The sequence below is a fragment of the Amycolatopsis sp. w19 genome (assembly GCF_051373225.1).
GTDB lineage: Bacteria > Actinomycetota > Actinomycetes > Mycobacteriales > Pseudonocardiaceae > Amycolatopsis > Amycolatopsis japonica.
Window position 1 is genome coordinate 135,660 of record NZ_JBPQFM010000013.1, and the last position, 21,769, is coordinate 157,428.

General features: G+C 67.8%; 22 protein-coding genes. 20 read left to right on the top strand and 2 right to left on the bottom strand.

The window, feature by feature from the left end; genetic code table 11:
- Positions 1-777: 777 nt before the first annotated feature.
- From ACSMFO_RS24695 to ACSMFO_RS24750, 12 genes are all read left to right on the top strand, one after another.
- Positions 778-2,415, top strand: coding sequence for a hypothetical protein (locus ACSMFO_RS24695; RefSeq protein ID WP_436460666.1), 1,638 nt, complete (start codon positions 778-780; stop codon positions 2,413-2,415).
- 10 nt (positions 2,416-2,425) lie between these two features.
- Positions 2,426-2,833 (top strand): hypothetical protein, encoded by a 408-nt coding sequence (locus ACSMFO_RS24700; RefSeq protein ID WP_360083228.1) that lies wholly within the window; start codon positions 2,426-2,428, stop codon positions 2,831-2,833.
- A gap of 359 nt (positions 2,834-3,192) precedes the next feature.
- Positions 3,193-4,002, top strand: coding sequence for a CoA transferase subunit A (locus ACSMFO_RS24705; protein ID WP_360083226.1), 810 nt, complete (start codon positions 3,193-3,195; stop codon positions 4,000-4,002).
- A complete protein-coding gene (locus ACSMFO_RS24710; protein ID WP_037342182.1) occupies positions 3,999-4,754 on the top strand; it encodes a CoA-transferase subunit beta in 756 nt (251 codons plus the stop codon). Before ACSMFO_RS24705 ends, ACSMFO_RS24710 begins: the two co-directional genes overlap by 4 nt.
- The gene (locus tag ACSMFO_RS24715; protein WP_436460667.1) at positions 4,751-5,929 is read left to right on the top strand and encodes a thiolase family protein; all 1,179 of its coding nucleotides are present in this window, start codon (positions 4,751-4,753) and stop codon (positions 5,927-5,929) included. The genes ACSMFO_RS24710 and ACSMFO_RS24715 overlap by 4 nt, the downstream gene beginning before the upstream one ends.
- Positions 5,930-5,957: 28 nt before the next feature.
- Positions 5,958-6,692, top strand: a complete 735-nt coding sequence (pcaH, locus tag ACSMFO_RS24720) for a protocatechuate 3,4-dioxygenase subunit beta (RefSeq protein ID WP_037342185.1) — start codon at positions 5,958-5,960, stop codon at positions 6,690-6,692.
- Positions 6,692-7,240, top strand: coding sequence for a protocatechuate 3,4-dioxygenase subunit alpha (gene pcaG / locus ACSMFO_RS24725; RefSeq protein WP_436460668.1), 549 nt, complete (start codon positions 6,692-6,694; stop codon positions 7,238-7,240). The genes pcaH and pcaG overlap by 1 nt, the downstream gene beginning before the upstream one ends.
- Positions 7,233-8,027 (top strand): 3-oxoadipate enol-lactonase, encoded by a 795-nt coding sequence (gene pcaD, locus ACSMFO_RS24730; RefSeq protein ID WP_436460669.1) that lies wholly within the window; start codon positions 7,233-7,235, stop codon positions 8,025-8,027. The genes pcaG and pcaD overlap by 8 nt, the downstream gene beginning before the upstream one ends.
- Positions 8,024-8,428 carry a 4-carboxymuconolactone decarboxylase gene (gene pcaC / locus ACSMFO_RS24735; RefSeq protein WP_350595692.1) on the top strand — a complete coding sequence of 135 codons (405 nt, stop codon included), beginning with the start codon at positions 8,024-8,026 and terminating at the stop codon, positions 8,426-8,428. The genes pcaD and pcaC overlap by 4 nt, the downstream gene beginning before the upstream one ends.
- 9 nt (positions 8,429-8,437) lie before the next feature.
- Complete coding sequence (locus ACSMFO_RS24740) at positions 8,438-9,244, top strand: IclR family transcriptional regulator domain-containing protein (protein WP_395869112.1); 807 nt, start codon at positions 8,438-8,440, stop codon at positions 9,242-9,244.
- On the top strand, positions 9,237-9,806 hold the full coding sequence (locus ACSMFO_RS24745; protein ID WP_436460670.1) for a nucleotidyltransferase family protein: 570 nt from the start codon (positions 9,237-9,239) through the stop codon (positions 9,804-9,806). The genes ACSMFO_RS24740 and ACSMFO_RS24745 overlap by 8 nt, the downstream gene beginning before the upstream one ends.
- A 32-nt stretch (positions 9,807-9,838) precedes the next feature.
- The gene (locus ACSMFO_RS24750; protein ID WP_360083212.1) at positions 9,839-10,711 is read left to right on the top strand and encodes an AAA family ATPase; all 873 of its coding nucleotides are present in this window, start codon (positions 9,839-9,841) and stop codon (positions 10,709-10,711) included.
- Between the two features lie 3 nt (positions 10,712-10,714).
- On the opposite strand, the gene ACSMFO_RS24755 is transcribed toward ACSMFO_RS24750, so the two are convergent.
- A complete protein-coding gene (locus tag ACSMFO_RS24755; RefSeq protein ID WP_436460724.1) occupies positions 10,715-11,734 on the bottom strand; it encodes an aldo/keto reductase in 1,020 nt (339 codons plus the stop codon).
- 96 nt (positions 11,735-11,830) lie between these two features.
- Here ACSMFO_RS24755 and ACSMFO_RS24760 point away from each other — a divergent pair, with 96 nt between their 5' ends.
- The 4 genes from ACSMFO_RS24760 to ACSMFO_RS24775 are packed head-to-tail and all read left to right on the top strand — an operon-like array spanning position 11,831 to position 15,885.
- Entirely contained in the window at positions 11,831-12,397 is a 567-nt protein-coding gene (locus tag ACSMFO_RS24760; protein WP_038509694.1) for a TetR/AcrR family transcriptional regulator, read from the top strand.
- A 57-nt stretch (positions 12,398-12,454) separates the two neighbouring features.
- Positions 12,455-13,672 (top strand): FAD-dependent oxidoreductase, encoded by a 1,218-nt coding sequence (locus ACSMFO_RS24765; RefSeq protein ID WP_436460725.1) that lies wholly within the window; start codon positions 12,455-12,457, stop codon positions 13,670-13,672.
- 7 nt (positions 13,673-13,679) lie between these two features.
- Positions 13,680-14,780 carry a vWA domain-containing protein gene (locus tag ACSMFO_RS24770; RefSeq protein WP_436460671.1) on the top strand — a complete coding sequence of 367 codons (1,101 nt, stop codon included), beginning with the start codon at positions 13,680-13,682 and terminating at the stop codon, positions 14,778-14,780.
- Positions 14,773-15,885 (top strand): XdhC family protein, encoded by a 1,113-nt coding sequence (locus ACSMFO_RS24775; protein WP_073849117.1) that lies wholly within the window; start codon positions 14,773-14,775, stop codon positions 15,883-15,885. Before ACSMFO_RS24770 ends, ACSMFO_RS24775 begins: the two co-directional genes overlap by 8 nt.
- On the opposite strand, the gene ACSMFO_RS24780 is transcribed toward ACSMFO_RS24775, so the two are convergent.
- The gene (locus ACSMFO_RS24780; protein ID WP_436460672.1) at positions 15,863-16,342 is read right to left on the bottom strand and encodes an Lrp/AsnC family transcriptional regulator; all 480 of its coding nucleotides are present in this window, start codon (positions 16,340-16,342) and stop codon (positions 15,863-15,865) included. The two genes, ACSMFO_RS24775 and ACSMFO_RS24780, sit on opposite strands and share 23 nt — an antisense overlap.
- 70 nt (positions 16,343-16,412) lie before the next feature.
- Here ACSMFO_RS24780 and ACSMFO_RS24785 point away from each other — a divergent pair, with 70 nt between their 5' ends.
- The 4 genes from ACSMFO_RS24785 to ACSMFO_RS24800 all read left to right on the top strand — a co-directional run bounded on the left by ACSMFO_RS24785 (position 16,413) and on the right by ACSMFO_RS24800 (position 21,754).
- A complete protein-coding gene (locus tag ACSMFO_RS24785; protein WP_436460673.1) occupies positions 16,413-17,333 on the top strand; it encodes a threonine ammonia-lyase in 921 nt (306 codons plus the stop codon).
- A gap of 601 nt (positions 17,334-17,934) precedes the next feature.
- Entirely contained in the window at positions 17,935-18,465 is a 531-nt protein-coding gene (locus ACSMFO_RS24790) for a (2Fe-2S)-binding protein (protein ID WP_016336316.1), read from the top strand.
- Positions 18,465-20,903, top strand: coding sequence for a xanthine dehydrogenase family protein molybdopterin-binding subunit (locus ACSMFO_RS24795; protein WP_038509710.1), 2,439 nt, complete (start codon positions 18,465-18,467; stop codon positions 20,901-20,903). The genes ACSMFO_RS24790 and ACSMFO_RS24795 overlap by 1 nt, the downstream gene beginning before the upstream one ends.
- The gene (locus ACSMFO_RS24800; protein ID WP_038509713.1) at positions 20,900-21,754 is read left to right on the top strand and encodes an FAD binding domain-containing protein; all 855 of its coding nucleotides are present in this window, start codon (positions 20,900-20,902) and stop codon (positions 21,752-21,754) included. The genes ACSMFO_RS24795 and ACSMFO_RS24800 overlap by 4 nt, the downstream gene beginning before the upstream one ends.
- The last annotated feature ends 15 nt before the right edge of the window (positions 21,755-21,769 follow it).

Here is a 21,769-nt window from a genome sequence, read left to right on the forward strand (position 1 = left end):
GTTATGAGGGAGGTGCTTCCCCTGCGCGGGGGAGTCGTCACCGTAGTTCGGCGAGGATCTCAGATGCTGAGCATGCTCGCGATCACGGCGCAGAGCCGGAACGGAACCTAATTCTCCCGTCGGTCAGCGGATCCGGCCTTGTGGTCACTCGGTGACCAGGTGCTCACCAGGCGAAGCTGGCTGGCTGTTGCCGTACTCAACGCCGATCCGGTCGAAGATGACGGTGTTTCCGTCCCTCGTTGGCGCGGCCGAAGATGTCGAGATCGGCTTGATCCTTCATTGCCCCGGAAGTATCGATACGCGGCCGGGGCCTTCACATGCGATTGGGCCATTGTCGCGTGGGCCACTCGCTAGTGTCGTTTGCGGTCAGGAGGCTTCCTTGCTGTGCTCGACTGTCTGTCTCCGAAGAGTGAGTAGTTCTGTCACTCCCGCCGATCGATCTCATGATGGTGGCAAGGCTGGGCGACGCATCCTATGAGATCTTCGACCTGATAGTTGTTCGACGTGTCATCCTGCTTATCAAAGATCTACGCCAATTTTTCACTAGATTGCGAGCTGGTCAAGCTCGAGTTGCGATCCGGTTCAGGTGCTCCGCCTTTGATGTTAATTCACTTGTTCCTGTAACGGTGCGCTGTATGACCTCGACCCTTTGAATCACATCAGCCATCTGGTTGGCGTGGCGGACGCGTAGGGCGTCCATGATGAGACAAGGGGCACGCTGTGGGGAGTGGTGGATCGGAATCGGCCTGGCGGCGACCCGTTGTGCGTCTCGTTCTGGTGACGATGATCATCGGGTCTTTGGGGTGGATACTTGCAAGCACCGCTGGGATTCTAAAAGAAAGTCACTTCCTGCGCTATGTGTCTACGAGTGTAGCGGTCGTGGCACTACTAATTTCGCTGCCTCTTCATATGTTGATAGCTCATCGCGTCTCAACGCGTCGCGGCTTGACTCGTCAATTTAATGGTGGCGAGGTTAACCTAAGTTCAATACGGAAAGAATATAAGGATTTCAGGCAGCGGTTCGACTCTGCGCAGATAGCCAGCTTCGTAGAATTGATTCTCGATCCGCGAGCCTTTAGGGGGCGCGTAAACGAAGAGATCGAAGTGCGTAGACGTGTTCTTCGGCAAAACGTTGTTGTCAGTCTAGATATTCCAGCGGAGAAAATTGGAAAAACTTTACTGATTCCAGTGTTGAGGCCGAGTAAAGGTGAGCTGCAGGACGATCTCACTGTCATGCTTGACGGCGAGCCTATGGCCACTCTTACTTACCGTGAATACCTTATCATGATCACCATGATCATGGATGCGTTGTTAACACCAGCACCTGCGACGCTGACGGTTGAAGAGGTAGGGAATCTGAGGAGGAACGCCAAAGTCGCCCTTAAGTTGGTGGCGACGCGAAGAAGTCTTAATGGGGACGAAATCAAGAAAGTGAACAGATGTGCCAAACGTATCACTAGGCTAGCGCCAAGGGCTGGAGAGTCGCTGGTATTGGCAGCTGTTCTCTTGCGGCGGCTCGCTAATAACTATGTAATAGTTGGCATCTTGCCGGCTGGTGGTGAGGAGCGTGCGAATCGGTCCTTGAGTTACGGCAGATACATTATACCGAGTCTTAAACTCGGGTCTCTGAAGGCTCTTCTGGGCTTACTGCTGGGTGCTCGACCGAAGCATGTGAGTCTCGACTTGAGTGTGGCAGCGACGGCGCATAGCTATCATCTTTTGGTGATGGGTCCGGAGGGAACGTACGTTGGCTGGCAGAACCTAACCGATGGTACAGGCTTAATGGAGTCGGGCTCCTCCAGGGAAAAATTGACTCGTCCCTATAGTCGCCTCCGGCGGCGCTTGGGTCAAAGATATCTGCATCTATATTTGCGCTCGGTCCCGTCGAAGGTTGCCAGGAAGCTTCGCCTTGACATCAAATTTTTCGAGGTGCCGCCTGGCTCGATGGCCGGGGCGGCTCTGGCTGCGGCGGCTAACTTTGCATTGGTGCTCCTGATTTCATTGATTATTCCTAGTGCCTATACTTTCAATCCTGCGGCGGATAACCCTCTGGGTAGTGATTTTCCGGCTCTTGTCCTTGCATTTCCTGCAATCGCTGGAGCGTTTGTTGGTTACGATAACCGAAGTGCTGCACTTGTTGGTGGGATGCTTTCCGCAAAGCTATCATCCATGATAACAGTCGCATTGTCCTTGGCGGCGAGCGGTCTCTTTATGGCCCAGCAGGCGCGCGTATTGCGAGAGCCAGCCGAGTATGGTGTATTCGGTATTCGTGACACTTGGTGGCAGATTGTAACGATTGTCGCCCTGCTTAACGCCTTGTATGCGGCATATACCTGGCTGGCGAGGACGCTGGCCTACTACTGGCTTGCTCAGCGGCCAGATGATCAATATCGAGATGGTCCGTCGGAGCATTAGGGGAGTTGACATGGCTGAGCAACTGACAGAAGCTCAATCAGTGAAACCACGCACGTCTAGGCGCGACAGCTCGGGCCGGATTGGTCGGGCCAGAAGTAAGCTGGTCTCAGCTGCTACCGACATGGTTAATGTCGCCGATGTAGAGCCATCTGGGTGGTACGTGCACACGGGTGAAGGCGTGGCGGTTACCGAGGGTAGCGATGAGCTGAAGCGTGTGGACGTGCATGCAACGCTGGGGGAAAAGTTCTCTCTTGCCTTGGATGCCGTGGTTGAGGTCAACAGTCGTGACGACCTCCCCGAATCTGAGCGGTTTGAAGCGCTGCAAGATTCCTACTCGGCGAAGCTTAAGGGACGAATGGATCCTGATGGACGTACTGCGGTGAATGCCGCCCGTGGCTCGGCCTCTCAGGGCGGCTGACCCACCCCGTTCGGCGCTGTTCTCCGCGGGTGGTGTCCCCTCTGACGGGCTCTGGCGTTGCCCTGCTTGATGACTGCGCGTCGTAGCCGTGGTGAATCTGATCGGATTCATGTCCGTCGGGCAGCCCTGCTCTGCGCAGATCGGTTGCATTGCCGCGTGTCAGGTTTGCAAGATTTCCTCCTTGCTAGGCGCAAGGCGTTCGTTTGAGGCCGAGTGCTCCAACCATCGCGAAAGCCCGGTAGGACTTGTTGGGCATCGCCATGGCCAAGGCTGCGAAACTTCCCCTTGCATGCTATGTTCATATGCAGAACATGTGTGCGCGATCCGAACAGCATCGCGGACGGCCTGGGAGGGTGGGGATGGCGGAGCTGCTGTCGTTGAAGGAAGCCGTGGCACGGCTGGTGCACGACGGTGACACCGTCGCGCTCGAGGGCTTCACGCACCTCATCCCCGTGGCCGCCGGCCACGAGATCATCCGCCAGGGCCGCACCGGCCTGACGTTGGTCCGCATGACGCCGGACATCGTCTACGACCAGCTCATCGGCGCGGGCTGCGCGAGCAAGCTGATCTTCTCGTGGGGCGGCAACCCCGGGGTCGGCTCGCTGCACCGGTTCCGTGACGCGGTCCAGCACTCCTGGCCGGTGCCACTGGAGATAGAGGAACACAGCCACGCGGGCATGGCGAATCGGTACGTCGCCGGTGCTTCGGGCCTGCCGTTCGCCGTCCTGCGCGGCTACACCGGAACCGATCTCCCGGCGCAGACCGACACGATCAAACCCATCACCTGCCCGTTCACCGGTGAGCGGCTGGCGGCGGTCCCCGCGCTCAACCCGGACGTCACGATCGTCCACGCCCAGCGCGCGGACAGGGCCGGAAACGTCCAGATCTGGGGCATCACCGGCGTCCAGAAGGAGGCGGTGCTCGCGGCGAAACGGTCGCTGGTCACCGTCGAAGAGGTCGTCGACGAGCTGGAGCCCCGGCCGGGCGCGATCGTCCTTCCGTCGTGGGCCGTCACCGCCGTGGCCGAGGTGCCCGGCGGAGCGAGGCCGTCGTACGCGGCGGGCTACTACGAACGGGACAACGACGCCTACCAGGCATGGGACGCGATCGGCCGGGACAGGGAGAGTTTCACCCGCTGGCTCGACGAGCTGACGGGAGTGAAGGCATGACCGAGTACACCTCCGACGAGATGATGAGCGTCGCCGCGGCCCGCGCGCTCGGCGACGGGATGTCCTGTTTCGTCGGCATCGGCCTGCCCAGCACGGCCGCCAACCTGGCTCGCCGCGGGCACGCGCCGAACCTGACGCTGATCTACGAATCCGGCTGCCTCGGCGCCAAACCGACCAGGCTCCCGCTGTCCATCGGCGACGGCGAACTCGCCGACACCGCGGACGCCGTGGTCAGCGTCCCCGAGGTCTTCAACTACTGGCTCCAGCCGGGGCGGATCGACGTCGGCTTCCTCGGCGCCGCCCAGCTGGACAAGTTCGGCAACATCAACACCACCGTCATCGGCCCTGACTACGCCAACCCCAAGGTGCGTCTCCCGGGCGCGGGCGGGGCGCCGGAGATCGCCGCTTCCTGTCGCGAGGTGTTCGTGGTGCTCAGGCAGAGCCCCCGCACGTTCGTCGAGAAGGTCGACTTCGTGACGTCGTTCGGCCACGGCACCGGCAAGGGCGATCGCGAACGCCTCGGCCTCCCAGGCGCCGGGCCGACGCTGGTGGTCACCGACCTCGGCCTGATGCGGCCCGACCCGGAGACCGCCGAGCTCACGCTCACCGAACTGCACCCCGGGGTAGAGGTCGATCAGGTCGTCGAAGCGACCGGGTGGAAACTGAAGGTGTCCGGCGACCTGGGCACCACCCCGGCGCCGACCGAGGCAGAACTCCGCATCCTCCGAGACCTCAAAAGGGCGAGCGCATGACCGACGTCTTCCTGTTCGACGCCATCCGTACCCCGTTCGGCAAATACGGCGGCGCCCTGTCCGGGGTGCGCCCGGACGACCTCGCCGCCACCGTGCTGCGGGCGCTGGCCGAGCGCAACGACCTCGACCCGGCCACCGTCGACGAGGTCGTGCTCGGCGACGCCAACGGCGCGGGCGAGGACAACCGCAACGTCGCGCGGATGGCGGCGCTACTGGCGGGCTGGCCGACCACCGTGCCCGGCGCCACGGTGAACCGGCTGTGCGGCTCGGGCCTCGACGCCGTCATGCAGGCCAGCCGGACGATCCAGGTCGGCGACGCCTCGCTCGCGGTCGCCGGCGGGGTCGAGTCGATGAGCCGCTCGCCGCTGGTCATGCAGAAACCGGAGAAGGCCTTCCCGGCGGGCAACCAGACGCTGTACTCCACCGCGCTGGGCTGGCGCATGGTCAACCCGAAGATGCCCGAGCAGTGGACGGTCTCGCTCGGCGAGTCCACCGAGCAGCTCGCGGAGCGCTACGGCATCGGCCGCGACGAGCAGGACGCGTTCGCCGTCCGCAGCCACGTCAACGCCGCCCGCGCCTGGGACGAGGGCTTCTACGACGACCACGTCGTCCCGGTGGAGGGGGTCGAACTCACCCGCGACGAAGGTATCCGGCCGGACTCCAGCCCGGAGAAGCTCGCGAAGCTGAAGCCCGTCTTCCGTCCACAAGGGACGGTCACGGCCGCGAACGCGTCACCGCTGAACGACGGCGCCTCCGCTCTGCTCCTCGGCGACGAGGCGGCGGGCAAGCGGATCGGCAAGGCGCCGCTGGCCCGGATCGCCGGCCGGGGCGCGGCGGGTGTCGATCCGGACGTCTTCGGCATCGGCCCGGTACGCGCGGCCGAGATCGCCTTGGAGCGGGCCGGGATCGGCTGGGAAGACCTGGCCGCGGTGGAGCTGAACGAGGCCTTCGCCGCGCAGTCGCTGGCCTGTCTGCGGGACTGGTCGAAGCTCGACCCGGAGATCGTCAACGTGAACGGCGGCGCGATCGCGATCGGGCATCCGCTGGGCGCTTCCGGCGGCCGGATCGTCGGCACCCTGGCCCACCACCTGCGCCGCACCGGCGGCCGATGGGGTCTGGCCGCCATCTGCATCGGCGTCGGCCAGGGGCTGGCCATCGTCGTCGAAGCCCAGTGACCCACTGACCCGCGCTGGAGGGAACAGCATGTCGGCACCCGCAGAACTGAGGCTCCCGCGCTACCGGCGCGATCCGGAGGGCACGCATCCGCCGCTCGATTCCGCCGGCTACCGGTCGACGGCGCTGCGGCACCCCAAGGAGCCGTTGATCGTGCTCCCGCATCTGCTGACCGAGGTCACCGGGCCCGCGCTGGGGCCTGGCCGGATCGGCGAGTTCGACAACGACCTCACCAAGGGGCACGCGGGGGAGCCGCAGGGCCAGCGGATCATCGTCACCGGGCGGCTGCTCGACGGCGACGGGCGGCCGATCCGCGATTCGCTCGTCGAGATCTGGCAGGCGAACGCGGGCGGCCGGTACCGGCACACCGGCGATCGCTGGCCGTCGCCGCTGGATCCGAACTTCGACGGCGCGGGCCGGACGCTCACCGACTCCGAAGGGCGCTACACCTTCACCACCGTCAAACCGGGCGCGTATCCGTGGAAGAACCACGACAACGCCTGGCGGCCGGCGCATATCCACTTCTCCGTCTTCGGCAGCGCGTTCACCCAGCGGCTGGTCACCCAGATGTACTTCCCGGAAGACCCGCTGTTCTCGCAGGACCCGATCTTCAACTCCATCCCGGACGAGAAGGCGCGGCAGCGGATGATCGCGCGCTTCGACCTCGACCGCACGGAGGCCGAGTGGGCGCTGGCCTTCCAGTTCGACATCGTCGTGCGCGGCCGGGAGGCTTCGGTCTTCGAAGACGAGGAGGACGAGCACTGATGCCGGAGACGACGCCTTCCCAGACCGTCGGCCCGTACCTGTCGATCGGCCTGCCCTGGGCGGACGGGCCGGACGTCGTCCCCGCGGACGAACCGGCCGCGATCCGCATTCACGGCCGTGTCCTCGACGGCGCGGGCGAACCGGTGCCGGACGCGATGATCGAGACCTGGCAGGCCGACGCCGACGGCCGGTTCGACCACCCCGACGACCCGCGCGGAGCGGTCGCGAGCGGGTTCCGGGGCTTCGGCCGCTGTCCCACCGACCCGAACGGCGACTACGAGATCCGGACGATCATGCCCGGCTCGCTGCCCGGACCAGCGGGCGGCGAGCAGGCGCCGCATATCGACGTCTCGGTGTTCGCACGCGGGCTCCTCCACCGGGTGGTCACGCGGATCTACTTCGAGGACAACGACAACTCCGGGGATCCGGTGCTCGCGTCGGTCCCGGAGGCGCGCCAAGGCACCTTGATCGCCACCAAGACCGGCGACGGCTACCGGTTCGACATCCGGTTACAGGGCGAAGGGGAGACGGTGTTCTTCGATGTCTAGGTCTTCGAGGTCCGAGCCGGTGAAGGTGCACAGCGTCGCGGAGGGGCCTGCCGACGGCCCCGTCGTGGTGTTCAGTGGATCGCTCGGCAGCGATCACCGCATGTGGGAACCGCAGGTGAAACCCTTGGTGGCGCAGGGTTTCCGGGTGATCCGGTACGACACCCGCGGGCACGGCGCGTCCCCGGTCCCTGCCGGGCCGTACACGCTCGCGGATCTCGGCGGTGACCTGCTCGCGCTGCTCGACGAGCACGGTGCCGAACGGGCCCATGTCGTCGGGCTGTCGCTCGGCGGGATGACCGGGATGTGGCTCGGTGCCAACGCGCCGGACCGGATCGCGAGTCTCGTGCTGTGCTGCACGTCCGCGAAGCTCGGCCCGCCGAGTATGTGGGCGGACCGGGCGAAGACGGTCCGGGAGAGCGGCACCGCGGCGGTCGCCCAGGCCGGGGTCGGCCGCTGGCTGACCACCGGGTACGCCGCCGCGTATCCGGAACAGGCCGAGTACCTGCGCGAGATGATCGCGGGCGTCCCCGCCGAGGGCTACGCGGCGTCCTGCCAGGCCATCGAACGGATGGACCTCGTCGGCGATCTGCCCAAGATCGCGGCGCGGACCCTGGTCATCGCCGGGGCCCAGGATCCGGCCACCCCGGTCGAGCACGCCGAGGTGATCGCCGGCGGCATCCCGGACGCGCGGATCGAAGTCGTCGAAGACGCCGCGCATCTGGGGAGTTTCGAGCAGCCGGAGCGGTTCAGCGCGTTGATCCTCGAACATCTGGAGGCCGCCCGATGAGCGAAGACCCCTACGAGACCGGCATGCGGGTGCGCCGCGAGGTCCTCGGGGACGAGCACGTCGATCGAGCCGTCGCGCGCACCACGGAGTTCAGCCGCCCGTTCCAGGACTACATCACCCGGGGCGCCTGGGGATCGGTCTGGTCGCGGGACGGGCTCGACCGCAAGACCCGCAGCTGCGTCACCCTGGCCGCGCTCACCGCGCTGCACGCCCACGACGAACTCGCGATGCACGTCCGCGCCGCCGTCCACAATGGACTCACCGCGCAGGAGATCTCCGAGGTGCTGCTGCACACCGCCGTCTACGCGGGCGCCCCGGCCGCCAACGCGGCGTTCGCGGTGGCCCAGCGGGTACTGGCCGAACTCGGTGAGCCTGCGGCCCAGAAGGAGGGCGGCGGTTAGGGTTCTCCCATGGACGAAGGCGAGGTGACCGAGCGCGGGGCGCATCATGTCCAGTCGCTGGAGCGCGGGCTGGCCGTGATCAAGGCGTTCAACGAGGACGCGGCCGAACTCACGCTGAGCGACGTCGCCCGGGCGACCGGGCTGACCAGGGCGGCCGCCCGCCGGTTCCTGCTCACCCTCGTCGACCTGGGATACGTGCGCACGGACGGCAAGTACTTCTCGCTCACCGCGCGGGTCCTCGAACTCGGCTACTCGTACCTGTCGAGCCTGTCGCTGCCGGAGGTCGCCCAGCCTCATCTCGAACGGCTCTCCGCCGAGGTGCACGAGTCGAGTTCGATCTCAGTGCTCGAAGGCCCGGACATCGTCTACGTCGCCCGCGTGGCCGTCTCGCGGATCATGACCGTCAGCATCAACGTCGGGACCCGCTTCCCGGCCCACGCGACGTCGATGGGGCATGTCCTGCTGGCGGGCCTGGAGGACGACGACCTGCACGGCTACTTCGACGCGGCCAAACTCGAGAAGCTGACCGCGCACACGCTGACCAGGCAAAAGGATCTGCTCGCCGAGCTGGAGAAGGTGTACCGGCAGGGCTACGCGATGGTCGACCAGGAACTCGAAGAGGGTCTCCGCTCGATCGCCGCGCCGATCCGGGACCGGCGGGGGAAGGTCGTGGCCGCGGTCAACCTCTCCACGCACGCCAGCCGCACGACGCCGGAGTCGGTCGAGCAGGAACTGCTGCCGTCACTGCTCGCGGCTGCGCGGGCCATCGAAGCCGACCTTGCCTCGGCGCCGCCGACCAGGGCGAGGCATGGCTGAGGTCGCGGGGCTGCTCCTCGCTGCCGGGGCCGGGCGCCGGTTCGGTGGTCCGAAGGCACTGGCGGTCCTCGACGGCGAGCCGTTCGTCGTCCGGTCGCTGCGGGTGCTCGCCGAAGCGGGTTGCGTCCCGGTCCGGGTGGTGCTGGGCGCCTCGGCCGCGCAAGCCCGCGCGCTGCTGCCCGATCCCGAGGCCGCCGTCGTGGCCGAGGACTGGGAGTCCGGCATGGGCGCGTCACTGCGCGCGGGTCTGCGCGCGCTCGCCGAAACCGATGCCGAAGCCGCCGTCGTCCATCTCGTGGATCTGCCCGGGGTCGGCGCCGAAGTGGTCCGCCGGGTCGCCGACGGAGCCGATGAGAACACCGTCGCGCGTGCCGCTTACGACGGCGTTCCCGGCCATCCCGTGGTTCTCGGCCGTCGCTGGTGGCCGGAGATCGTCGCGGGCGCGTCCGGGGACAAGGGCGCCCGCGACTGGCTCCGCGCGCGCCGAGACCTGAGGCTCGTCGAATGCGGTGACCTCGGCACCGGGCACGACGTGGACCGTCGCGAGGATCTTCCAGGCTGATCTCCGGCTCACCGGGGCTTACGATCGAGACCGTGACCGTCGAATCGCCCGAGAAACTGGCCGAAGCCCTCGAAGCGGTCGGCTATCTCGCCGACGACGGCATCGCCACGGCCGGGTTCCTCGCCGTGGCGCTCGGCCGCCCGTTGTTCTGCGAGGGCGAACCGGGTACCGGCAAGACCTCGCTCGCGCTGGGACTGGCCGAAGCGCTCGGCCTGCCGCTCATCCGTCTCCAGTGTCACGAGGGGATCGACGCGGCGCAGGCACTGTACGAATGGGACTTTCCCCGTCAGCTGCTGCACCTGCGGGCGCTGGAAGCCGCGGGTGACGGCGGCCTCGACGTCGAGGCCGCCGAACAGTCCCTCTACACCGAACGGTTCCTGCTTTCCCGGCCGCTGCTGAAGGCGTTGCAGACCGCGCCGTGTGTCCTGCTGGTCGACGAGATCGACCGGGCCGACGACGAGTTCGAAGCCTTCCTGCTGCAACTCCTCGACGAGAACGCGGTGACGATCCCCGAGTTCGGCGAGGTGCGTGCCGAGCACCCGCCGCTCGTGGTGCTCACCTCCAACCGGACGCGGGAGGTGCACGACGCGCTGAAACGCCGCTGTCTCTATCACTGGCTGGAACATCCGGACCTCGGCCGTGAAGTCGAGATCCTGCGCCGCAAGATCCCGCGTCTCGGCGAGACGCTCGCGGCCCAGGTCGCGACGGCGGTGCACCGGCTTCGCGCGATGGAGTTGCTGAAACCGCCCGGGGTGGCGGAATCCCTGGACTGGGCTCAGGCGCTCCTCGCGCTCGGGATGTCCGAATTGGACGCCGCGGCCGCCGCCAGGACACTCGGTTCGGTGCTCAAGTACAGCGAAGACCTGGACAGGGTCCGGGCCAAACTGGACAAGCTGCTCGCCTGAGGTTCAGCGGCGCCGCAGCGACGCGTCGAGCAGCGAGGGCGGGGTGTCGTGTTTCTCCTCGGGGGCGAGGTCGGTGCCCGGGTCGACGATCTCGTCGATCGCGTCGAGGACGTCGGACGGCAGCACCGTGTCCGCGGCGGCGAGTTGCGACTCGAGGTGTTCCAGCGTGCGGGGCCCGATGATCGCGCTCGTCACTCCCGGATGCGCGACGACGAAGCCGAGCGCGAGCTGGATCAGGCTCAGCCCCGCCTGGTCGGCGACCTTGGCCAGCCGTTCGACGGCCTCCATCCGGGTCCGGTTGACCTGCCGCGTCAGGTCGAAACGCTGCGGCAGCACGGCCGAACGGTTCGTGCTGATCTCGCGGCCTTCCCGGACCGCGCCGGAGAGCCAGCCGGACGCCAGCGGGCTCCACGCCAGCACGCCCATCCCGTACTCCTCGGTCACCGGCAGCACATGCGTTTCGATGCCGCGCTGCAGGATCGAGTAGCCGGGCTGCTCGGTGACGTACCGGCTCAGCCGGTGCTCGCGAGCGGCCCATTGGGCCTGCACGATGCGATACGCGGGGAACGTCGACGAACCGAAGTAGCGGATCTTCCCCGCGCGCTGAAGATCCGTGAGCGCGGAAAGGGTTTCCTCGTCGCTGGTCTTCGGGTCCCAGCGATGGATCTGGTAGAGGTCGACGTGGTCGACCCCGAGGCGGCGCAGGCTGTTGTCCAGCTCGGTGACCAGCCAGCGACGAGAAGCGCCCTGGTGATTGCGCTCTTCGCCCATCGGCATGCTTGCCTTCGTGGCCAGCACGATGTCTTCGCGGCGGCCGGCGATGGCCTTCCCGACCATCGTCTCCGACTCGCCGGCGCTGTACATGTCGGCGGTGTCGATGAGATTGACGCCGCCCGCCAGCGCGGCGTCGACGATGGCCGTGGCCTCGTCCTGGGTGGTGCGCCCGATCGCGCCGAAGTTCATCGCGCCCAGCGCGAGTGTGCTGACCTGCACACCGGTCCTGCCCAAGGTGCGGTACTGCATGACGAGGTCCTCCATGGCAAGATGAACAAGCGGAACGTTGCTCCGCTAACGATACGGAGCGGTGTTCCGTTTGGCAAGCTCGTGGAGGAGTGCGTGATGAGTGACGAGGGCACCAAGGCCAAACGCGCCGACGCCCGGCGCAACGAGAAGACCCTGCTCGACGCCGCCGCGGCCGTCTTCGTCACGTCAGGCGTCGAGGCGCCCGTTCGCGACATCGCGGCGAAGGCGGGCGTCGGGATGGGCACGATCTACCGCCACTTCCCGACCAGGGCCGACCTCATCATCGCCGTCTACCGGCATCAGGTCGACGCGTGCGCCGAAGCCGGACCGGAACTGCTGGCGTCGAGCGATTCCCCGTACGAGGCGTTGCGGCGCTGGATCGACCTCTTCGTCGATTTCCTGGTCACCAAACACGGTCTGGCGGCGGTCCTGCAGTCGGACAACGCCGGGTTCGAGACGCTGCACGCCTACTTCCTCGACACCCTCCTGCCGGTGTGCGCCCGCTTGCTCGACGCGGCGGCGGAGGCGGGCGAGATCCGCTCCGATCTGCAGGCGCTCGAAGTCATGCGCGGCGTCGGGAACCTCTGTATCGGCGCCGAAAACGATCCGCGCTACAACGCGCGCAAGATGGTCGAGGTCCTCATCGCGGGCCTCAGGACCTAGGTCCCCTTCTCGCCCGGATCCATGGCGACGGCCCATTCCGCGCGCTACAACTCGGTTATGGGACGTACACGGTGTTGTGTGGTGGGGGGCGGTCCGGCGGGGATGGTGCTCGGACTCCTGTTGGCGCGGGCCGGGGTCGAGGTCACCGTTCTCGAAAAGCACAAGGACTTCTTCCGTGATTTCCGCGGTGACACGGTGCATCCGCCGACGTTGATGTTGCTCGACGAACTCGGGCTCGGCGATCGCTTCGCGGAATTGCCTTCGCGGCGGCTGGAGAGGATGCGGATGCTGATCGGTGACGCGACCATCGTCGCCGCCGATTTCAGCCGGATCCCCGGGCCGCACAAGTACATCTCGATGGTCCCGCAATGGGATTTCCTGAATCTGCTCGCCGAAGCCGCGGCCGAGGAGCCGACGTTCACCCTGGAGATGGGTGCCGAGGTGCTCGGTCTGCGCGAGGACGGCGGCGTGCGCTATCGCGATGCCGACGGTGAGGAGCAAGAACTGGCGGCGTCGCTCGTGGTCGGCTGCGACGGCCGGGACTCGCTGATCCGCGCGGAGGCGGGGCTCGTGCCGAAGGAGTACGAGGTACCGATGGACGTCTGGTGGGTCCGGGTGCCGAAACTCGAGGACACCGGCAAAGAGGCCCAGGTGTTCGGCCGCTTCGAAGGCGGCCTCGCGGGCGTGACCATGGACCGCGGCGACTACTTCCAGACCTCGTACCTGATCCGGAAGGGACAGGACGCCGCGCAACGGGCCGAAGGGATCGAGAAGTTCCGGGAGCGGATCGGCGGCCTGTTCGGCTGGAACGACGAGCAGCTGAGCGAGATCCGCGGCTGGGACGACGTCAAACTGCTGAACGTGCGGATGTCCAAGCTTCCGCACTGGTACTCGGACCGCGTGCTCTGCATCGGCGACGCCGCGCACGCGATGTCACCGGTCGGCGGGATGGGCGTCAACATCGCGGTGCAGGACGCCGTGGCGGCCGCGCGGATCCTCGCCGCCCCGCTGCTGCGCGGGACGCTGACCGCCCGGGACCTCGCCCGCGTGCAGCGCCGGCGGGCCGTGGCCGTCACGCTCGCCCAGAAGCAGCAATTGGAGGAGCACAAGATGCTCATCGAACCCGCTCTGGACGGGACTCTGAACGAGCGGACGGTGCCGCTTCCGCTCCGCATTTCGGACCGGTTTCCGCAGCTCACCGCCTTGGCGGTGTTCATGGGCGGCATCGGCCCCTTGCGCGAGAAGACCCCGGCCTTCGCCCGACGAGGCTCATAATGGAGGGGTGAGCGATCCACTGGCCGGCTTCGTCGGCTTCGCGGAGACATTGCGCGAAGCCGGTTTGCCGTGTGACGCACACCGAACCCAGGCGTATCTCGAAGCCGTCAGCGCGATCGACCTCGCCGATCCCGAACAGCTGTACTGGGCCGGACGGCTGACACTGTGCGCGGATCCCGACGACATCCCGCGCTACGACGCCGCGTTCGACGGCTGGTTCACCGAAAAGGAAGCCGCACCGCGGCGGCGAAGCCGGGAAGTGGCGCCGAAGCGAGCCAGGATCGCGACGCTCGCGCACGCGGGCCAGGGCGAATCCGGCGCGGAACCCGACGAACTCCGCGTGGCGGCGAGCGAAGAAGAGATCCTGCGCCACCGAGACCTCGCCGAGCTGAGTGTCGCCGAACGCGCCCACCTGCGGGAACTGCTCGCGAAACTGCGGCCGGCGCTCCCGCCGCGCTCGTCACCGCGCCGTCGCGCCGCCCGGCGGGGCGCACTCGACCCGTCACGCACGCTCCGGGCGATGCTGGCCGGCGGCGGCGAGCCCGTCCGCCTGGCGTATCGGCGACGGAGCACCAAACCGCGCCGCCTCGTCCTCCTGATCGACGTTTCCGGCTCGATGGGGCCGTACGCCGACGCGCTGTTGAGGTTCGCGCACGTCGTCGCCCGGCGCGCCCCCGGCCGGGTCGAGGTGTTCACGCTGGGCACCCGGCTCACCAGGGTCTCCCGCCAGCTCCGGCTGCGCGATCCCGAGCACGCGATGCTCGCCGCGGCCGCCGCGGTCCCCGATTTCGCGGGCGGGACCCGGCTCGGCGAGACCCTGCGGGCGTTCCTCGACCGGTGGGGACAACGCGGCGTGGCCAGACGATCCGTGGTCACCGTGTTCTCCGACGGCTGGGAACGGGGCGACACCGCCCTGCTCGGCGAGCAGCTCGCCAGGCTGCGGCGGCTCGCGCACGTCGTATTCTGGGTGAATCCGCACGCGGGGCGGGCAGGTTACGCTCCCGTGCAGTCCGGCATCGTGGCCGCGCTCCCGTACCTCGATCGGCTGCTCGCCGGGCACAGCTTGGCCACCTTGGAACGACTTCTCGTGGAGATCGCCGATGCGTGACGTACTGGACGAACTGCACCGCCGCTGGGCGGCAGGCGAGACGGTGGGGGTCGGCACCGTGGTGGCGACGTTCTCGTCGGCGCCGCGAAGCCCCGGCGCGGCGATGCTCGTCGCCCCGGACGGCACGGTCACCGGCAGTGTCTCCGGCGGCTGCGTCGAAGGTGCCGTCTACGAACTCGCGCAGCAGGTGGTCGCCGAACGCTCGCCCGTGTTGCAGCGCTACGGCGTTTCCGACGACGACGCGTTCGCCGTCGGGCTGACCTGCGGCGGGATCATCGACATCTACGTCCAGCACATCGACCGCGACTCGATGCCCGAGCTCGGCGACGTCGTCGAATCGGTCCACAGTGGACAGCCGGTCGCCGTGGTCACGGTGATCGAGCACGAACGCGAGGGCATGGTCGGGGAGCACCTGATCGTCTGGCCGGATCGCGTCGCCGGTTCGCTCGGTTCGTCGCGGATGGACGACGCGGTCGTCGACGACGCGCGCGGCATGCTCGCCGGCGGCCGCACTGGCACGCTGCACTACGGGCCGGACGGGCAGCGGCGCGGCGAGGGGATGACGGTCTTCGTCAACTCCTTCGAGCCGCCCGCGCGCTTGCTGGTCTTCGGCGCGATCGACTTCGCGGCCGCGATGGCGAAGATGGGCGCGTACCTCGGCTACCAGGTCACGGTCTGCGACGCGCGGCCCGTCTTCGCGACGAAGAGCCGCTTCCCGGACGCGCACGAGGTCGTCGTCGACTGGCCGCATCGCTATCTCAAGGCGGAAGCCGAAGCGGGCCGGATCGACGGCCGCACCGCGATCGCCGTGCTCACCCACGACCCGAAGTTCGACGTGCCGCTGCTGGAGGTCGCGTTGCGTCTCGACGTCGGCTACGTCGGCGCGATGGGTTCACGCAAGACCCACGACGATCGGTTCGCGCGGCTTCGCGAAGCCGGGGTCACCGAGGCGGAACTCGAACGGCTCTCTTCGCCGATCGGGCTCGACCTCGGCGCGCGGACCCCGGAGGAGACCGCGGTGTCGATCGCGGCGGAGATCATCGCGCTGCGCTGGAGCGGTTCGGGATCGCGGCTCGCCGAACTCAGCGGCCGGATCCACGGCTGACGCCGGGCACCGGGACCGCCTGGCTCGACTTGACCACCTCGAAGGCGGGCAGGGTTTCGAACCGTTTGACGTGCTCGTCGAACAGTTTCCTGGACAGGTACCGGCTCGCCTTGAGATCCGGGGTGAGCAGCACGACGACGTAGTCCCACTGCCCGACGATGCTGTAGCAGTGCTGCACGCGGGGCTCGGCCAGCATGCGCTCGCGGAAGGCCGCGTGGCTTTTCTCGTCGTCGTCGGTCAGTGCGACCAGGATGACCGACGTCATCCCCGCGCCGAGCGCCTCCGGATCGAGTACGGCGACCTCGGCGCGGATCACGCCGTCGGCGCGCAGCCGGGTCAGCCTTCGCTGGACCGCGCTGGGGGAGAGGCCGACGGCGTCGCCCAAGTCGTGCAGGGGGCGGGCCGCGTCGGCCTGGACGAGGTCGAGCAGCAGGTGGTCGAGTTCGTCGAGAGGCACGCAAGAATCTTGCACGCGGGCGGGAAAATTTACAATCGGCGTGATCGGCTCCCGGCCTAGCTTGAGTGTCATGGACCTGAAGCTGGACAACGTCGTCGAGGCGGCGAAGGTGATCGACCCCGTTTTCCTCGACTCCCCGCAATACAGCGACGAACAGCTGAACGGACGGCTCGGCCGTCAGGTGCTGGTGAAGATCGAAACGCTGAACCCGTTGCGCAGCTTCAAAGGCCGCGGCGCGGACTACTTCGCCGCCGGGCTGGAGCCGGGCACCACGATGGTGTGCGGGACCAGCGGCAACTTCGGGCAGGCCGTCGCGTTCGCCGCCAGGAAGCACGATCTGCGGGCCGAGGTGTTCGTCCCCGCCGACATCTCCCCGGTCAAACTGCGGCGGATGAAGACGCTGGGCGCGCGGGTGCGCCGGGTCGAGGGCGAGGCGAAGACCGCCGCGGCCGCCTTCGCCGCCGAAGCCCCCGACCGTGTCTTCGTGGTCGACGGCCGGGAGCCCGCGATCTCCGAAGGCGCGGGCACGATCGGGCTGGAACTCGCGCGGGAAGACGGGATCGACACCGTCGTGCTCCCGGTCGGCGACGGCGCGCTGATCGCCGGGGTCGCGCTGTGGCTCAAGGCGCATACGCCGGACGTCCGGATCGTCGGCGTCGGGACCACGTCGGCACCCGCGATGGCGAAGAGCTGGCTGGCGGGTGAGCCGATCACCGTCGACCGGGCCGACTCGTTCGCCGGCGGTATCTCGATCCGCACGCCGGAACCCGAATCCATCCGGCGGCTGCGGTCGCTCGTGGACGATTTCGTGCTGGTCGGGAACGACGATCTGCGGGCGGCCATGCGGCTGGGCGCGGAAACTCTCGGCGTCCTCCCCGAACCCGCGGGCGCCGCGGGCCTGGCCGCGCTGACCGTGCACGACATCCCGGGGGACCGGGTCGCCACCGTGATCACCGGTGCGAACGCGGTCTCACCGACGGCGTGGTCGTGAGTGGCGTTTCGGGTTGGGCACAGGCGCGGCGTGATTGAAGGCGTGACTCGCGTGATCCTGGGCGCGACTCGCGTGACTGGAGGCCGCACTCGCGAGTTCCGCCTCTGATCACGCGAGTTCCGGCTTCGATCACGTGAGTGCGGTGCTCTGTCTTCGTGAGTGGCGTTCGGGCTAGCCGCCAACCGTGTCCTGGAGACCTACTGGCGGTCCTGCGTGACTGGATGGACGACACACGTGATCAGACGGACGACACGTGTGTCTGGACGGCCGACTCGCGGTGGAGGCTTCGCCGCGGTCGTGTCGTCCATCTGGTCACGCGTGTCGTCCGTCGGATCACACGTGTCGTCCGTTCAAACACGCTGTACCTAAAGGACACTCGCGCTTTCTCCGCACTTGCGTCTGTTTTCTGCTGCCACCAACGCATCTGCGGACCCGTTCGCGAGTCACCCCCTGGTGGGGGTTGCCCTGGCAGGAGTGACGTAGCACGCTCGACTGTGAGTCCGATCACGGTCGTTCCGGGGTCGGTCCGTGACAACCGAATGACCGGCCGCTCCCGAACGACCCCGGACCAGCGCGGGGTTTCTCTTGCTTTGGAGGCCTGATGCGCATCACCGTCACCGTCGACGGCACCAGCTACACAGACGACGTCGAGCCCCGGACCCTCCTCGTGCATCATCTGCGCGAACGGCTCGGGAAGGTAGGCACCGTGGTCGGCTGCGACACCAGCAACTGCGGCGCCTGCACCGTCCACCTCGACGGGCACAGCGTGAAATCCTGTTCGGTGCTCGCGGTCCAGGCCGACGGCTGCGAGGTCACCACGATCGAGGGACTCGCCCGCGACGGGGAACTGCACCCGGTGCAGAAGGCCTTCCACGAGAATCACGCGCTCCAGTGCGGTTTCTGCACGCCCGGCATGATCATGCAGTCGATCGACCTGCTCGCCGACAATCCCGACCCCGACGAGAAAGCCGTCCGCGAAGGACTCGAAGGCAACCTGTGCCGGTGCACGGGCTACCAGAACATCGTCCGCGCGGTCCGCGACGCCGCCCACGAGATGCGGCCCGGCGCCGGTCCCGAAGCCGAGCGGCTCGCCTCGGACACCGCCTCCCGTGTCGGCGCGGGTGGTGAGTGATGACCTCCACGATCGAACCGGAGGTCGGCAAGTCCCGCCGCCGCAAGGAGGACGAGCGCCTCATCACCGGCCGGACCCGCTGGACCGACAACCTGACCCTCCCCGGCATGCTGCACCTCGCCGTGCTCCGCAGCCCGTTCGCGCACGCCAAGATCGTCTCGATCGACGTGACCGAGGCGAAATCCGCGCCGGGGGTGGTCGCGGTCTTCACCGGGAAGGACCTCGACCCCGAGGGCGCCATCGGCATGCCGTGCGCGTGGCCGATCACCCCGGACATGAAATCGCCGAGGCGGCCCATCCTCGCCTCGGACACGGTGAACTTCGCCGGTGAGGGTGTCGCGGTGGTCGTCGCCCGCACGTCGGCCGAAGCGCACGACGCGCTCGAAGCGATCGACGTCGACTACGACGAGCTGCCGGTCGTCCTCGGTCTGGAGAACGCGCTCGCCGAGGGCGCGCCGCTGGTGCACGAGGAGCTCGGCACCAACCAGAACGCGGTGTGGGTCTTCGATTCCGCCGACGCGGGAACGGGTTCCAGTGTCGAAGACGCGATCTCGAACTCCGAGGTCGTCCTCAAACGGCGGTTCCGTCAGCAGCGCCTGGTGCCGGCGTTCATGGAACCGCGGGCGTGCGTCGTGGACCCGACGGGCAATCAGCTGGTCATGTGGTCGGCCACGCAGGTCCCGCACATCCTCAAGACGATGACCGCGGCCACGCTCGGCCTGCCCGAGCACAAGGTGCGGGTGATCGCGCCGGACGTCGGCGGCGGGTTCGGCGGCAAGATCGCCGTGCTGCCCGAAGAGATGATGGCGACGCTCATCGCGCAGCGGCTCGGCAAACCGGTGAAGTGGAACGAGTCCCGTTCGGAGACGATGGTCGCCGCGCACCACGGCCGCGACCAGATCCAGGACCTCACCATCACCGCGAACCGCGACGGCACGGTGACCGGCCTGAAGGTCGAACTGCTCGCCGACATGGGCGCGTATCTCGGGCTCGTCGGCCCCGGCGTGCCGATCCTCGGCGCGTTCATGTTCAACGCGATCTACAAGTTCCCGGCGTACCACTTCGCCTGCACCAACGTGTTCACCAACACCACGCTCACCGACGCCTATCGCGGCGCCGGGCGGCCGGAGGCCACGTTCGGGATCGAGCGGATGATGGACGAACTCGCCGTCGAGCTGGGCATGGACCCGATGGAGATCCGCGAGAAGAACTGGATCAAGCACGAGGAGTTCCCGTTCACCACGATCGCCGGGCTGACCTATGACTCGGGCAACTACGAGGCGGCCACCGAGAAGGCCAAACAGCTCTTCGACTACGACGGCCTCCGCCGTGAACAGAAGGAACGGCGGGAATCGGGCGACCCGGTCCAGCTCGGCATCGGCATCTCGACGTTCACCGAGATGTGCGGTCTCGCGCCGTCGCGGGTGCTCGGCTCGCTGGACTACGCGGCGGGCGGCTGGGAGCACGCGGAGATCCGGGTGCTGCCCACCGGCAAGATCGAGGTCATCACCGGCGCCTCCGCGCACGGACAGGGCCACGAGACGGCGTGGAGCCAGATCGTCGCCGACAAACTCGGCGTCCCCTTCGAGGACATCGAGGTCATCCACGGCGACACCCAGTCCTCGCACAAGGGCATGGACACCTACGGCTCCCGGTCGCTGGTGGTCGGCGGGATCGCGGTGGTCAAGGCGGCGGACAAGGTGCTCGCCAAGGCCAAGCCGATCGCGGCGCATCTGATGGAATGCGCCGAGGACGACCTCGAATTCTCGGCGGGCAAGTTCTCGGTCAAGGGCACGGATTCCTCGACGTCCATCCAGGACATCGCGTGGGCCGTGTTCTCGGCGCACAACCTGCCGGACGGGGTCGAGCCCTCGCTCGACTCGTCGGACACGTTCGATCCGGAGAACTTCTCCTTCCCGCACGGCACGCATCTCTGCGCGGCCGAGGTCGACACGGAGACCGGGCGCGTGCGGTTGCGCTCCTACGTCTGCGTCGACGACGTCGGTGTCGCGGTCAATCCGCTGATCGTCGAAGGCCAGGTGCACGGCGGGCTCGCGCAGGGCATCGCGCAGGCGTTGTTCGAGGAGGCCGTCCACGACGAAGGCGGCACCCTGACGACGGGGACGTTCGCCGACTACCTGCTCCCGTCGGCGGCGGATCTGCCCAGCTTCACCACCGACCGCACCGAAACCCCGTCGACGACGAACCCGTTGGGTGCCAAGGGAGTCGGGGAGGCGGGCACGATCGCCTCGACCCCGGCGGTGGTCAACGCCGTGGTCGACGCCGTCCGGCACTTCGGGGTGAACGACATCGAAATGCCGTTGACCCCGATGCGGGTCTGGCACGCCATCCAGCACGGGTCGGCCGCCGCGGGCGGACTGGGCTCGGAAGCCGGTGGCGGTCTCGGTTCGATCGACGCCACCGGAGGTGCCCAATGATCCCGGCCCCGTTCGACTACGTCGCTCCGTCCACAGTGGACGAGGCGATCACCGCGCTCGCCGAAGCCGGTGAGGACGCCAAGGTGCTGGCGGGTGGGCAAAGCCTGCTGCCGGTGCTGCGGATGCGGCTCGCCACGCCGACCACGCTGGTCGACCTCGGGAAGGTCGCCGAACTGCGCGGCGTCCGCGAGGACGGCGACGCGCTGGTGATCGGCTCGATGACCACGCATTACGACGTCCAGCGGGACGCGTTGGTCGCCGAGCACGCCGCGCTGCTCAAGGCCGCCACCGACACGGTGGCCGATCCGCAGATCCGCCATCGCGGCACGTTCGGCGGCGCCATCGCGCACGCCGATCCCGCCGGTGACCTGCTGGCGCCGGTGCTCGCGCTCGGCTGCGAACTCGTCGTCGCCGGGCCGGGCGGGCGGCGGACGGTGGCCGCGGCGGACTTCTTCCAGGACATGTTCACCACCGCGCTCGCCGCGGACGAACTGCTGGTCGAGGTCCGGGTGCCGAAGCACACCGGCTGGCACGCCCACTACGAGAAGTTCAACCGGGTCGCGCAGGCGTGGTCGATGGTCGCGGTCGCGGCCTGCGTCCGCACCGAGGCGGGCACCATCGAGGAGGCGCGGGTCGCGCTCACCAACATGGGCTCGACCCCGGTACGGGCGGCCGGGGTCGAGGAGGCGCTGGTCGGCTGCGCGGCCACCGCCGAGGCGATCCGCGGCGCGGCCGAACGCGCGGCCGAGGGCACGAACCCCACGGCCGACGGCAACTCCGACGTCGAGTACCGGCAGCACCTCGCGCGGGTGCTGACCGGCCGGGCGGTCCTCGCGGCCGCGGGTGGCTAAGACACAGAAGGGAGG

Bases quoted from the DNA above. Each gene is read 5' to 3' on its own strand.
- ACSMFO_RS24700 (WP_360083228.1), top strand. From the start codon at position 2,426: ATGGCTGAGCAACTGACAGAAGCTCAATCAGTGAAACCACGCACGTCT.
- ACSMFO_RS24705 (WP_360083226.1), top strand. From the start codon at position 3,193: ATGGCGGAGCTGCTGTCGTTGAAGGAAGCCGTGGCACGGCTGGTGCAC.
- ACSMFO_RS24710 (WP_037342182.1), top strand. From the start codon at position 3,999: ATGACCGAGTACACCTCCGACGAGATGATGAGCGTCGCCGCGGCCCGC.
- ACSMFO_RS24715 (WP_436460667.1), top strand. From the start codon at position 4,751: ATGACCGACGTCTTCCTGTTCGACGCCATCCGTACCCCGTTCGGCAAA.
- pcaH (WP_037342185.1), top strand. From the start codon at position 5,958: ATGTCGGCACCCGCAGAACTGAGGCTCCCGCGCTACCGGCGCGATCCG.
- pcaG (WP_436460668.1), top strand. From the start codon at position 6,692: ATGCCGGAGACGACGCCTTCCCAGACCGTCGGCCCGTACCTGTCGATC.
- pcaD (WP_436460669.1), top strand. From the start codon at position 7,233: ATGTCTAGGTCTTCGAGGTCCGAGCCGGTGAAGGTGCACAGCGTCGCG.
- pcaC (WP_350595692.1), top strand. From the start codon at position 8,024: ATGAGCGAAGACCCCTACGAGACCGGCATGCGGGTGCGCCGCGAGGTC.
- ACSMFO_RS24740 (WP_395869112.1), top strand. From the start codon at position 8,438: ATGGACGAAGGCGAGGTGACCGAGCGCGGGGCGCATCATGTCCAGTCG.
- ACSMFO_RS24745 (WP_436460670.1), top strand. From the start codon at position 9,237: ATGGCTGAGGTCGCGGGGCTGCTCCTCGCTGCCGGGGCCGGGCGCCGG.
- ACSMFO_RS24755 (WP_436460724.1), bottom strand. From the start codon at position 11,734: ATGCAGTACCGCACCTTGGGCAGGACCGGTGTGCAGGTCAGCACACTC.
- ACSMFO_RS24760 (WP_038509694.1), top strand. From the start codon at position 11,831: ATGAGTGACGAGGGCACCAAGGCCAAACGCGCCGACGCCCGGCGCAAC.
- ACSMFO_RS24765 (WP_436460725.1), top strand. From the start codon at position 12,455: ATGGGACGTACACGGTGTTGTGTGGTGGGGGGCGGTCCGGCGGGGATG.
- ACSMFO_RS24775 (WP_073849117.1), top strand. From the start codon at position 14,773: ATGCGTGACGTACTGGACGAACTGCACCGCCGCTGGGCGGCAGGCGAG.
- ACSMFO_RS24785 (WP_436460673.1), top strand. From the start codon at position 16,413: ATGGACCTGAAGCTGGACAACGTCGTCGAGGCGGCGAAGGTGATCGAC.
- ACSMFO_RS24790 (WP_016336316.1), top strand. From the start codon at position 17,935: ATGCGCATCACCGTCACCGTCGACGGCACCAGCTACACAGACGACGTC.
- ACSMFO_RS24795 (WP_038509710.1), top strand. From the start codon at position 18,465: ATGACCTCCACGATCGAACCGGAGGTCGGCAAGTCCCGCCGCCGCAAG.
- ACSMFO_RS24800 (WP_038509713.1), top strand. From the start codon at position 20,900: ATGATCCCGGCCCCGTTCGACTACGTCGCTCCGTCCACAGTGGACGAG.